The sequence below is a fragment of the Dyadobacter sp. CY326 genome (assembly GCF_021390515.1).
In the GTDB taxonomy this organism is placed as follows: domain Bacteria; phylum Bacteroidota; class Bacteroidia; order Cytophagales; family Spirosomataceae; genus Dyadobacter.
This window is the reverse complement of record NZ_JAJUXI010000005.1, coordinates 212475-224830: the sequence shown is the minus strand read 5'-3', so window position 1 is coordinate 224830 and position 12356 is coordinate 212475. Positions and strand designations below refer to the sequence as shown.

The window sequence follows — 12356 nt, the reverse complement described above, 5'->3', positions numbered from 1 at the left end:
CGATTTGATGAAAACAATTTTACTGGTTGAAGACCATTCTATTGTGAGAATGGGTGTAAGGTTGCTGATAGAAGATTTTATGCCATCGGTAACCATTGTGGAGGCTGGCACTTTCGCCGACACACTCGATATACTGCATTCCAGACACTTTAATCTCGTGATTCTGGATATTAAAATCCCTGGTGGTGAGGCCTTTAACATGATAACCAAGATTAGGGCAATTCAGGATTCGGTCAGGATCTTGGTGTTTTCTTCGCAGGAAGAGGAGCTTTATGCATTGCATTATGTGAAAGCGGGTGCGAATGGATTTTTGGCGAAAGATGCCAGCAACGAGGATCTGGAGCGAGCCGTGAACTGCGTTTTAAACGGAGGCACTTACATTAGCAACGTGGTTCAGGCGCAACTCGTCAACAACACGATCCTGGAACGCGAGACGCGCGAAAGTCCGCTTGAAATCCTTTCTAAAAGAGAACTGGAAATCATGGATATGCTGCTAACCGGCAAGTGGACCAAAGACATTGCCATTGATCTTAACATCAAGGAAAGCACCGTAAGCACTTACAAAGCAAGGATTTACGAGAAATTGCAGGTGACCAATGTGCTTGAATTGTTCAAGAAGGTAGAGATTTATAAAAAAGACACAGACGAGTTTTCTCAGGCCAATTCTTAGCGAATCGCATCATTCGTGCTTCAAGGGAAGATGAACCGTAAATGTAGCCCCGCTGCCATATTGCGATTCGGCGCTAATGTTTCCTTTGTGACCCTCGGCAATTTTCTTGCACAAGCTCAGCCCTATGCCGGTGCCTTTGTATTCGGCCTGTCCGTGCAATCTTTGAAACAGCTGAAATATTTTTTCTTTGTTTTCAGCCTTAAAACCGATGCCGTTATCCTGAAAAACCAGTTTTAACATGGGCTTAGGAGTCGAACTTTGCAGCGCTTTTGCATTGGTTGTGTAAACGATCTGCGACTTGATCTCGATCACGGGAGACGCTGAGCAGAATTTCAGTGAATTTCCAATCAAATTGGCAAATAACTGATTCATTTGCAATGGAATAGCTTCAATGATAGGAAGTGGATCGCAATGGACGACGGCGTTCTTTTCGTTGATCGCCAGTTCAAAATCCATCATTACTTTCTCAAAAATCAGGTTCAGATCAACCGGCTTAAAGAGCGCTTCGCTGCTGCTTAACCTGCTGTAAGACAGCACATCATTGATGAGTTCGGTCATTCGGCTGGCAGAAGATTCTATTTTTTCAAAATAAACCAGACTCTTTTCGGGATCAATGTTTTCTCTCAACATGGACGAAAATGTCCTGATTTTCCTGAGCGGTTCCTGCAAGTCATGGGAAGCGACATAAGCAAACTGATCAAGCTGGGCAACGGTTTGTCTCAGCTCTCTCGTCCGCTCCTTCACATTCCGCTCCAATTCCTGCGCAAACATTTTCTGGCTGTGAATGTCTGTAAGCGTTCCAACCCATTGCATAATTTGTCCGTTTTCTCCTTTAAGCGCCGTTGCGCGCGACAAATGCCAGCGGTAAGCACCATCGCTCGCCCGTTTTATCAAAAAATTGGAATCATAATCGCAACCCGTGGTGATGGATTCGTGCCAGCGTTGCTTAACAACGTCGAGCATGTCGGGATGCACCATTGTCGTCCAGCCGAGGCCAAGTGCAATCTCCGGATTGAGTCCGGTGTAATTGTAAAACTGTCGATTATAATAGGTCAGATATCCGTGTGGATCGGCAATGTAGGACATGTGCGGCATGTTCTCCAATATCAGTTTTAGATTGGCGTCGCTCTCATCACTGATCCGCTTCGAGTTCACCTGATCCGTAATGTCAAATGCCGCGATCATAACGCCGGTTACAATGCCCTCCGAATTCTGCTGTGCCTCATAAATCAGTTTGAGATACGTAATTTTGGGATTGCCGCCTTTGTAATTGACCAGCTTCATTTCCTCGGTAACGCGTCGCTTACCCGTGTTAAACACATAATTTAAAATTTCCTCAACGCCCTGTTCCTTCATTTGCGGCAAGACCTGGGCAAATGGTTTATGTAAAATTTCCTCCTGCGTTCTGCCTAATATGCTCAGCGCCATTGGGTTCATCAGCTCGACAACGTGCAACGGCCCTTTCAAAACGCCAATGGCAACCGGCGCCTGTTCGAAGAGATTACTGAGTTGTTTTTCAATATGGGATCTGGTCTTCACCAGTTTGATCTGTGCTTTTACGCGAGCGCGGAGCTCTTTTTCCGAAAACGGCTTTACAATATAATCGTCCGCACCAGCCTCAAATCCTTCGATTTTGGCCTCCTCACCCGCGTTGGCAGTGAGCAGAATAACCGGAATGTGCGCACTGTAAGGATCTTTTTTGATTTCTTTCAGCAACTGTAACCCGTCCATTTCTGGCATGGTCACGTCACTTACAACAAGCGCCGGCAATGTTTCGCGTAATTTTTCAAGCGCCATAATGCCGTTGATTGCCGTCACCACTTCGTAATCACGAGTCAGCATTAATTCAATGTATCTGAGCGTATCCGCATGATCATCAACGACCAATATTCTGGTCCGCTCCAGGTGCACTAAGCTCGTAATATCTGATGAAATGTTATTCATAACCTGATTGCGATCCATGGCAAATCTCCTCTATTTTAAGTTTCTGGAAAAAAAGAAGGCAGTAACCGAACGCGATTTTGGGGGAATTGGTCAAATATTGTGCCTAGCGTTGACATCTGCTGGAATTAGTCTAGTCCGATTTTAAGAACAGGCGGAATGCAGATCAATGCAGCCAAAGCTTAGTAATGTTATGTAAGCCAATGGATATCCGCTTTAAATTGACAAATCTGCACAATCCTATCGATTGTTAATTTAAGTTAAAAGCTTGATTTTGAGCAGGTCAGTTAACGTTTTTTAAGAGTCTGGCGAAGTCTCTTTTTTGGCCGTTTCAATAGCTTTGGAACTCGAAAAAACGCAACTTAACATGACACTTTTCAAAAAATGGAACAACATTACTGGCTGGGCAGTCTTTTTTATCGCTTTTCTTACTTACGTGGTGACGATGGAGCGAACTGCCAGTTTCTGGGATTGCGGCGAGTTTATTGCAGCTGCATTTAAGTTACAGGTGCCCCATCCGCCCGGGGCGCCTTTTTTTCTGCTCGTAGGAAGACTTTTTTCCCTGCTAGCGCTCGGCGACGTCACGCGCGTTGCTTATTGGGTTAATATGGTTTCGGTGCTGAGCAGCGCTTTTACGGTGCTTTTTCTGTTCTGGACCATCACAATTCTTGCTAAAAAGTTGCTTGGAAAAGCCGAAGGAGCACTTTCCAGGTCAGAAACGGTCCTGATTTTTTGCGCTGCGTCCATTGGCGCATTGGCTTATGCATGGTCAGATTCGTTCTGGTTCTCAGCCGCCGAAGCGGAGGTTTACGGCATGTCATCATTCTTTACAGCAATCGTAATCTGGGCCGTGTTTAGATGGGAGCAGACAAGCGACCCGGCAACGGCAAACCGCTGGCTGATCCTGATCGCCTATCTCGTCGGCATTTCCATCGGGGTGCATTTGCTTAACCTGGTCACCATTCCCGCACTGGCGTTGGTTTATTATTTCAAAAAATATCCCAAACCGACGATTTTAGGACGCATTGTCGCATTTGGCTGCGGCCTGTTCATTTTAGCAATCATCAATTCAGGGATCATTCCCGGCTTGCCCGATCTGGCAGGAAAGGTTGAGATATTTTTTGTCAATTCGCTGGGGCTCCCTTATCATTCCGGAATCATTTTTTTCGTGGTGTTTTTTCTTGGAGCGCTGGGGTGGGCAATCCGGCATGCGCATCGGAAAGCGCAGGTTTTACTCAACACCGGCCTGCTTTCGCTTGCTTTTGTTCTTATTGGTTATGCCTCTTACATGATGGTTTTGGTGCGGTCGGAGTACAATCCGCCTATCAATGAAAATAATCCAAGTGATGTGCTGCGCTTCGTCTCCTACCTTAAAAGAGAGCAGTATGAAAGCCGCCCGTTGTTGTACGGCCCGTCTTTTACTTCCAAACCGATCAGCCAAAAACGCGGTGCGCCCATTTACCGCAAGCAGGATGGAAAATACGTAATCATCGATTACCGGCCCATTTACGAATATGAACCCGGCAGTAAGATGCTGTTTCCGAGAATGTATAGCGCGCAGCCCGGCCATCCGCAGCTTTACCAGCAAATGACGGGTCTGGCAGAAGGCGAAAAGCCGACCATGCGACACAATCTTTCTTACATGTTTTCGCACCAGATTGGTCACATGTATTGGCGTTATTTCCTTTGGAATTTTGTGGGTCGGGAGAGTGATCAGGAAGGTGCGGGCACATTGCTGCCATGGCATGCAGCCGGCAGTTTTCCTTCTTCCATTGCAAGCAATCGCGGTCACAACAACTTTTTCATGCTGCCTTTCCTCCTCGGCATTGCCGGACTTATGTGGATGTATGGCAAGCGCCGCGACGATCTGCTGGTGCTTGGTCTGCTGTTTATATTGACAGGCGTGGGGCTTGTCATTTATCTCAATCCGCCACCTACCGAACCGCGTGAGCGCGATTACATTTATGTCGGCTCGTTTTATGTTTTTTGCATTTGGATCGGTTTTGGGGTCTTGGCGGTTGCCGCATTTTTACAAAAGGCCATTTTTAATGCCAGGGTGCGGACAGGTGTGGCCGTGGCTGCGAGTATATCGGTTCCACTTATATTATTGGCAAAAGGCTGGGATAATCACGACCGGCGCAACCGTTTTCATTCCGTTGATTTTGCCAGAAACTTGCTCAATTCCTGCGCCCCGAATGCCATTCTTTTCACAGGTGGCGACAATGACACATTCCCGTTGTGGTATTTGCAGGAAGTGGAAGGCGTGCGGACGGATGTTCGTGTTTGCGTGCAGACCTTTCTGGGGATTGACTGGTATATCGAACAGCTGAAACGAAAGATCAACAAGTCGGAAGCATTGCCGCTCTCGCTGGATATGGCCAATTATGCGACGGGGAAAAACGAATATGTGCCGTTTTATGAAATTGCTGCGGTGAAGAATGGCATTAACCTCAAAGAATATCTCGAACTGATCAAACAAAACAACAAGGCCATTCAGGTTCCGCTCACCAGTGGTGATATGACCTCAATTCTGCCTTCATCCACGCTGTTTCTGCCGGTGGATTCGCAGAAAGTAAAGTCCATGCACATTGTGAAAAATGAGCTCGTTCCGATGCTGGGTGACTCGATGAGCTGGAACATTGGCACAAAAGACCTTTACAAAAGTGACCTTGTGATCCTGGATATCATTGCGAGCAACAATTGGGAAAGGCCGGTTTATTTTTCTTCGACAATGGGCGCAACGCACAATCTCGGATTGCAGGAATACTTGCAGCTCGAAGGTTATACTTATCGGCTCCTGCCTGTGCGCGTGCAGGGCGCTTCGGATGGTTACGTCAATTCAGAAATCATGTATGACAACATGATGAAAAAAATGCAATGGCGCTCGATGAATGATCCCAATGTTTACTATGACGACACTTATCGCGGATCGCCGGTCGCCACTGCGCGTATTTCATTCCTGCGACTGGCAGGACAGCTGATTGCGGAAAATGACTTGAAAAAAGCAAAGGAAGTGGTCAACAAAGCCATGACCGTTATGCCGGACGACACGATCCCGTATGATCAGTTTTCGGTTGGTTTTGTGGGAATGTTGTTCGATGTCGGGGAAAACAAAAAAGCGCTGGATTCAGCCCGGATCATGGCATTGCGGTCCGACGAAAATCTTACCTGGATCAAGGAAAAAGGCGGGATCAGAAACCGGGACGTCAATGTAGACCTTTACACGCTGCAAACGATTGTGCAGGAATGCAGGCGTGCAAAACAAGATGCAGCGGCGCAGCAATATGAGGCTATTTTCAAGAAACATTTACTCGCATTCAATATGTACGGCGGTAACTAATTCTTCATTTGCCGCAATATATTTTTAATGTTAAAAGGCAACCGCGTGCGTGGAAACTTAGCGAAGGAACATTATATTGCAGTTAGCAAACCAACTCAACGACTCTTAATTCGCTACACATGCTCCTAAAACACGGTCCCTCCGCGCGGTTACTCCTTTTGCTTTTGACCTCTGTTTCAGCATTTAGAACCAATGCACAAAACACACTGGAATTTGTCCAGGATGGCGTCAACAACAGTTATCCGGCCCCTGTTACCAAGGGACCCACGTCCATTCCGCAGACGCTGAGCTTTTTTATAAATAACAATGGAAGCAAGGACGAAGGAATCTATTTTCAAAAACCACAGAAACCGCTCTCGGTCACATTCAGCTTCGACGATCAACCTTATATTACTGTCCCGCAGCACGTTACGGGCATGACGTTTGGGGCGGCGTCGGGAGCAAGTGCAAGTCAGGTGCGGTCGGTTCCGGTGGTGAACAACAATTACTATTTCACAGATTCCACGCACACAATGTTCACGTCGCATCCGAAAGGAGAGGCGGGGAGAGGCGTTAATTTGTATTCCAATGCTGGCTTGCAGGTTTTTTTGTCGGCTAAGCCATTGCTTGCGTCAAAGGCACCGACTGCGGACACGAGCCGTTATTATTATGGCAAATTAAGGCTGCAATTCAGTCGGCCAGTCAATAATCCGGTGATCTCGCTTATCGGTTTGGGGGCCACGACAAACTTTGCAAACAACCGGCTGGGCTTTGCAACGGAGCTTGAACTGCAATCGCCGGGCAGAACATTGGTGAAACTTTCGGGCAATAAAGAAATGGTGCTGGACGATTCAAAAACCAAGATCCTTCACAACAAATCGACCATAACGGGCAGCTGCGCCAATGGTGCTGCGTGCGGCAGCGTGATGGTTACCGGCTCCGATATTACGAGTCTGATTTTCAGCGTATACTTGCGTCCGGATGGCGGCCGAGGCGTGTGGGGCACCGAAAAGGTCACCAATTCAGGCGATATGTGGCACGTTACAGTGTCACTTCCTGAGCAATAATTTCCACCTGCGACTGCCCTTCTGCTTTGATTTTCGCCCGGTGCGCCTCGCCCCATTCAACGAGCGCGGCCAGCACGCTATCCAGCGTCCGGCTGTATTCTGTGAGCTTGTATTCAACAACAACGGGCACTTGTGTATACACATTCCTGACCACAAACCCGGTCAGTTCCAGCTCTTTTAATTCATTGGACAAAACGCGTGCTGATATGCCAGGAACAATCCTTTGCAGCTCATTGAACCGACTGTTGCCTTCTGACAAGGCCATAATAATCCGTAAACGCCACTTACCGCCAATCACATAAAGCGCGTCGCTGATTGCGCTTAGCTTGCTGTTGCATTCAACTACGGAATGCTTTTCTGATCTGTCTTCCAAGAGTTTCATAGAACATTAACTAACCAAAGGTTTACTACTAACCTTTTATTTATTACTAACTTTTCGTAAGTAAAGTTAATTAATTTTGGCAAAAACAATCAAAATCGGATTCGTTTTGCTTTTGTGCATTTAGGGCAATTTGAAGGCCATGATGAAGCCGGAAGGATTTTCTTTATTTCCGCCAACCGACAATGCAACATACTGCCTGCCTTGATGCTGATAAGTGCAGGCGGTCGCATTAGCAACACCCGGAAGCAGCGTTTGCCAGAGGAGCTTCCCTGTTTTTTTGTCAAAAGCCCGGAGCTTTTTGTCATTTGTTCCGCTGATGAATATCAGGCCTCCTGCGGTGACAATCGGGCCAGCTGAGCCTTCCTGACCGGTTTCCGGCGCGCCTTTCTGCTGCAAACGCGTATTGTTTCCTAACGGAATTTGCCATTCATAATCACCCGTCGTCAGGTTAATTGCATTCAATGTGCCCCAGGGCGGGCGCAGGGCGGGGTTCCCGTCGGGATCGCGAAAGTGTCCGTAGGCAGTCAGGTTCAAATATTTGTCAGCGCCTGCCTGCGTCTGGCCCGTTTCCATTTTGGTTACCAGGCTTGAATTCTGCTCTTTTTCAAACAGATAAGCGACAATTCCTTTTTCTTTTCCTTTCACAACACTGGCGAAGGCAGGCATTTTTCCACCTCCCTTTTTTATTTTGTCCAATGCAGCCTCACGTGTCATTCGGTTTTTAAGGCCGATAAGCGACGGATAATTAGGTTCATCACCGTTTTTATCCTTGCCATGACAGGCCACGCAATATGTTGTGTAAATGTTTTTTCCCTGATCAAAAACGGTTTGGTCCTTTGCTTCTTTTTCCGCGTCCACTTTCTTCATCGACTGGATTTCCGGTGAATCATTGGATTTGACAAAAAGCACCGATGAGCCTGGATCGTAAGCCGCGCCGCCCCACTCAGCGCCACCGCGCGTGCCGGGCAGCATCAATGTCCCTTTCAGATCGGGCGGTGTGAAAAGTCCTTCATAACGCATAGCGCGGAACTTCCTGACAATGGAATCATGCCCGGCTGCGCTGTACGCGGTGAGGTCTTCCTCTGTCATCCATTGGCGGGCGAAGGGTTTCGGTTTTAATGGAAATGGCTGCGTGGGCGACGCATATTCACCGGGAATGTTGGATGCCGGCACTTTGCGCTCTTCGATCGGAAATAACGGCTCGCCCGTTTCTCGACTGAACACGAACACAAATCCATGCTTTGTAATCTGCGCCACGGCATCGACATTTTTCCCATTCCTTTGAACAGTGACCAGATTGGGCGGCGCGGGCAAATCGTAATCCCAAAGATCATGGTGCACGAGCTGGTAATGCCAGATATATTTGCCAGTCGCCGCATCCAAAGCGACCACACTGTTGCCATACAGATTGTTGCCCTTTCGGTCGGCGCCGTAGAAGTCATAACTTGGAGAACCCAGAGCAAGAAACACAATGCCCCTTTTGAGGTCCAGGCTCATGCCCGCCCAATCATTTACGCCGCCAGCATATTTGTAAGCATCTTCTGGCCAGGTTTCATAACCCGGTTCTCCGGGCATTGGAATGGTGTGGAATGTCCAAGCCAGCTTCCCGGACCTGCAATCATAGGCACGAATGTAGCCGGGCTGCGCGCCATACAATTCCGAAACCTCGGCACCCATAATGAGCAGATCTTTATAAACAATGCCCGGACTCGTCGGAATCACTGAAATGGTTTCAGGATCATCCCTTAATCCAACATTCATACTCACCTCGCCGTCTTTGCCAAACGAGCGGATCGGTTTACCGGTTTGCGCATTCAATGCAAAAAGCACATCGCCGCCAGTTACTAAAATCCGTTTATCATTTCCATCTTCCCAATAAGTTACGCCTCGGCTCACCCCGCCGCCTTCCGCACCATTGAAAGGGTCGAAAGACCAGATTTGCTTACCCGTTCCAGCATCGATGGCATACACGAAATGCTTGGCCGAAGTGGCATACATTACGCCATCGACAATGATCGGGTTGCATTCGCTGCTGCCAGGGCGCGCGCCGTCTTTCATGTCCTTGATTGCAAAGGTCCATGCGGGCTGCAACTGGCTTACATTGGTTGTGTTAATTTCGGTGAGGGGAGAGTAGCTGGTGCTTTCAGCGTCGGCTTTGTAAATTGCCCAACTGCGATCGCTATCTGTTGTTTGGTAAGCTGCCAGCGCCGCAAAAGCAGCGAATGCTGGCAGCAGGGCATATTTTCGTTTCAATAAGCGGTGCTTATTGCGTAGCAAGTCAATCATAAAAGGGCTGAATCCGTCTGAAAGCGTGGCCTAGGAAGTCCGTTTTTATTTTACCAAAAACAGACCCTCACAAAAGGGGCTTATTGCTTCATTTTACTATCCTGAATTAACTCGACGCGTTCAACCCTTGTGAATGATTTAGTGACTGCAACAGCTTCCGGCGTTAAAGTCATCGTATTTGTCATGATGCCGCAGCCAATCCATGACACCCACTTCGTTTCTTCCTTTTGGAGTCAAGTCAAGAAAGTTTTGCGCACCAATGAGGACGTCGCCCCCGCGCGCGTAAGTGGAATAAGTGTGGTAAATGTTACCTGCGTCATCTTTGTAAAACACACTGGTTCCAGGCGATTCCGTCCCTTCGTCGTGCTTCGCATATGCATAATTGTAGTAGACCTCACCGCTTTCAACTTGTTTTTCAGTGAAAGACACGAAATAATCGTAATTGAAATCGCCGCCAAACGACGAAACCCATTTGAAGTTCCAGCCCATTCGCTTTTTGAATGGTAACAATTCTTGCAATGGTGCACGCGAAACGACTACAACCGAAACGTCATGATGCGTCAGATGCAAGTTTGCGCCATCGATATGATCTGCCATGAATGAGCATCCGGGACAGCCTTCCTTATCGCCAGGAGCAAACATAAAATGATATATTATTAACTGGCTTTTGCCGTCAAAAAGATCTGCTAACCATTGTTTGCCTTGCTCGCCTTCAAAGATGTAAGATTTGTTAACCTTTACCCAGGGCAGGTTGCGGCGCTGCCTTGCAAGTTCATCATTAAGTCTGGTAAGCTCTTTTTCCTTTTTTAACAGCTCCTTGCGTGATGCGATCCATTCTTCCTGCGTCACAACGCGATGCTTTTCAGCGGTTTCTGTGAGATTTTCAGTTGTCATATCGGTTTGCTTGCTAATGTTACGGGTTCTTGCTGATTACAAACTTCCCCAATTAATTTGTAATTGAAGCTGGGTAAAACTGCATTTTATCGGGGGCATTTGAGACAATAGCATGCTGATGTAAGGTGTGGTTTGAACCTGAATAGTCAGAATACTCGCATTTATTAGCACCAAATTGGGGTTTGGTATGATTCTTGTTCATTCATTTTCATAACGTTATAGTAATGAAGATTATCACTAAAAGTCAATAATCATGAAAACGATAAAACTGAATATTTTCGCATTAGCCATGTTATGCTCAACAGCCGTGTTCGCACAGACGAGCTTGCCTTCTAGCAGTACACCATCAACTGGCGGTTCATCGACAAGCGGTTCAACGACCTCACCTTCGTCAACAACAACGCCGGGAAGCACAACGACACAGCCAAAAACAGTCCCTGGAAGCACAGTGCAGCCATCGACATTGCCAGGATCAACACAACCAGGCAGCACGACACAACCTGGAACAAGCACGTCGTCGCAGTCAACAACCACTGTACCAGGCACATCAACAAGGCCGTCGACAGTTCCCCCAGGAACAGTTCCTGATAGAACAACGCAGCCCGGATCAACAACTACGAATCCAACATCGACAACAACAATCCCGGGAAGCACGACACAGCCTTCATCAGGCTCAGTGCCAAGCGGAAATGTTCCAGCGACCAGCATCCCAAATAATACAACGCAACCAACAACTGTTCCGCAAAGCACAACAGTTCCGTCATCAACGGTTCCTGGCAGTGCAACGACACCTTCATCGTCATCGACAGTTCCAGGAAGCAGCACTTCAAGACCAGCGACTCCTCAGAAATAATCTGAGAAAGCTAATGTCTGTCAACGAACAGCCCGCAATTAGCGGGCTGTTTTTTGTTATATTACGTTGTTGTGATCATTCTGGTACGGGAATTTAACTCGGCTAGAAACAAAACATTTGAGAATATGCCTGATATCACAAACCAAGATCCGTCCGGAAAATTAGAAGCAGGCGTTATACTCGCCGTAACCGGTGCTTCGTCAGAAGACGAGGCAATGCTTGCCGTAGAAAATTATCTGAGAGTCAATAAAAAAGAAGGCTCAGTTGAAATGTCCGTTCTGGAAACAGAGGATGAAGGAAGTTATCATATAAAGTTGGGATGAATGCTGGAAGCTTTTTCCAGCTTCATCTCTTTGAATTCCAATTTCGGGTTGAACCATCGGTCACCTGCAACATTCGCTATGGCGATCACTTGTTCGTTTTCAACGTGCACCAAAACTTTATGACTCTTCAATAAATCTAGATTGTCAACGCCGCAAATCTCCATGCATCGGAACAAAAACCTGCCTATGCAAGGCGCATCGCATGAAGCTCCTCCGTGTAACCCGGAGCGAAAAGTATTGGGACCGCCAAAAGAATAATTAACGCCCTTCAAGTTTAATTCAAGTTCAGCCGTGACGTATTGCTCTTCATGAATAAAAACGTGTAATGCCTTTATTGTGCCGATTTCCATAACAGTCGCGATTTTGATCGGACACGTTTATGTTAAAACTATGCCATATCATCAACTTCGCGTTGGTATTCAGGCTACTAGCGGACATTGTTAACAATTATATCACATTATACGTCTTACACTTGCTTATGGACATTCAGCATGACCGCATCAGGCGTTTGTGCGTAATTGACCTGCTAAATGTGTAGACTTTTTCAACATATGGCATAGCTTGCTCAATTATTTCAAATGATTTTACCGATAAAAAATTCATAGCGTCACTTGGCTAACT

10 protein-coding genes are annotated in these 12356 nt (G+C 47.0%); 4 read left to right on the top strand and 6 right to left on the bottom strand.

The window, feature by feature from the left end; translation table 11 throughout:
- Positions 1 to 7 precede the first annotated feature (7 nt).
- Entirely contained in the window at positions 8 to 670 is a 663-nt protein-coding gene (locus LZG73_RS11610) for a response regulator transcription factor (RefSeq protein WP_233849070.1), read from the top strand.
- Between the two features lie 9 nt (positions 671 to 679).
- Here LZG73_RS11610 and LZG73_RS11605 read toward each other — a convergent pair whose 3' ends face one another.
- A complete protein-coding gene (locus tag LZG73_RS11605; protein ID WP_233849068.1) occupies positions 680 to 2632 on the bottom strand; it encodes a response regulator in 1953 nt (650 codons plus the stop codon).
- Between the two features lie 346 nt (positions 2633 to 2978).
- Between LZG73_RS11605 and LZG73_RS11600 the strand changes: the two genes are divergently transcribed.
- A complete protein-coding gene (locus LZG73_RS11600; protein WP_233849066.1) occupies positions 2979 to 5951 on the top strand; it encodes a DUF2723 domain-containing protein in 2973 nt (990 codons plus the stop codon).
- Positions 5952 to 6070: 119 nt separating this feature from the next.
- The gene (locus LZG73_RS11595; RefSeq protein WP_233849063.1) at positions 6071 to 6997 is read left to right on the top strand and encodes a hypothetical protein; all 927 of its coding nucleotides are present in this window, start codon (positions 6071 to 6073) and stop codon (positions 6995 to 6997) included.
- On the opposite strand, the gene LZG73_RS11590 is transcribed toward LZG73_RS11595, so the two are convergent.
- From LZG73_RS11590 to LZG73_RS11575, 4 genes are all read right to left on the bottom strand, one after another.
- Positions 6972 to 7379, bottom strand: coding sequence for a helix-turn-helix domain-containing protein (locus LZG73_RS11590; protein ID WP_233849061.1), 408 nt, complete (start codon positions 7377 to 7379; stop codon positions 6972 to 6974). The two genes, LZG73_RS11595 and LZG73_RS11590, sit on opposite strands and share 26 nt — an antisense overlap.
- A 120-nt stretch (positions 7380 to 7499) precedes the next feature.
- On the bottom strand, positions 7500 to 9665 hold the full coding sequence (locus LZG73_RS11585) for a PQQ-binding-like beta-propeller repeat protein (RefSeq protein WP_233849059.1): 2166 nt from the start codon (positions 9663 to 9665) through the stop codon (positions 7500 to 7502).
- 138 nt (positions 9666 to 9803) lie between these two features.
- Positions 9804 to 10559: a thioredoxin family protein gene (locus LZG73_RS11580; protein WP_233849051.1), complete on the bottom strand. Its 756-nt coding sequence runs from the start codon at positions 10557 to 10559 to the stop codon at positions 9804 to 9806.
- Between the two features lie 237 nt (positions 10560 to 10796).
- Entirely contained in the window at positions 10797 to 11384 is a 588-nt protein-coding gene (locus LZG73_RS11575; RefSeq protein ID WP_233849048.1) for a hypothetical protein, read from the bottom strand.
- A gap of 153 nt (positions 11385 to 11537) precedes the next feature.
- Between LZG73_RS11575 and LZG73_RS11570 the strand changes: the two genes are divergently transcribed.
- Positions 11538 to 11735: a hypothetical protein gene (locus LZG73_RS11570; protein ID WP_233849047.1), complete on the top strand. Its 198-nt coding sequence runs from the start codon at positions 11538 to 11540 to the stop codon at positions 11733 to 11735.
- Here LZG73_RS11570 and LZG73_RS11565 read toward each other — a convergent pair.
- Positions 11717 to 12085: a hypothetical protein gene (locus tag LZG73_RS11565; RefSeq protein ID WP_233849046.1), complete on the bottom strand. Its 369-nt coding sequence runs from the start codon at positions 12083 to 12085 to the stop codon at positions 11717 to 11719. The two genes, LZG73_RS11570 and LZG73_RS11565, sit on opposite strands and share 19 nt — an antisense overlap.
- Positions 12086 to 12356 lie beyond the last annotated feature (271 nt).

Excerpts from the sequence above, each read along its gene's own strand:
- LZG73_RS11600 (WP_233849066.1), top strand. The coding sequence starts at position 2,979 with ATGACACTTTTCAAAAAATGGAACAACATTACTGGCTGGGCAGTCTTT.
- LZG73_RS11570 (WP_233849047.1), top strand. The coding sequence starts at position 11,538 with ATGCCTGATATCACAAACCAAGATCCGTCCGGAAAATTAGAAGCAGGC.
- LZG73_RS11580 (WP_233849051.1), bottom strand. The coding sequence starts at position 10,559 with ATGACAACTGAAAATCTCACAGAAACCGCTGAAAAGCATCGCGTTGTG.
- LZG73_RS11595 (WP_233849063.1), top strand. The coding sequence starts at position 6,071 with ATGCTCCTAAAACACGGTCCCTCCGCGCGGTTACTCCTTTTGCTTTTG.
- LZG73_RS11605 (WP_233849068.1), bottom strand. The coding sequence starts at position 2,632 with ATGGATCGCAATCAGGTTATGAATAACATTTCATCAGATATTACGAGC.
- LZG73_RS11590 (WP_233849061.1), bottom strand. The coding sequence starts at position 7,379 with ATGAAACTCTTGGAAGACAGATCAGAAAAGCATTCCGTAGTTGAATGC.
- LZG73_RS11565 (WP_233849046.1), bottom strand. The coding sequence starts at position 12,085 with ATGGAAATCGGCACAATAAAGGCATTACACGTTTTTATTCATGAAGAG.
- LZG73_RS11610 (WP_233849070.1), top strand. The coding sequence starts at position 8 with ATGAAAACAATTTTACTGGTTGAAGACCATTCTATTGTGAGAATGGGT.
- LZG73_RS11585 (WP_233849059.1), bottom strand. The coding sequence starts at position 9,665 with ATGATTGACTTGCTACGCAATAAGCACCGCTTATTGAAACGAAAATAT.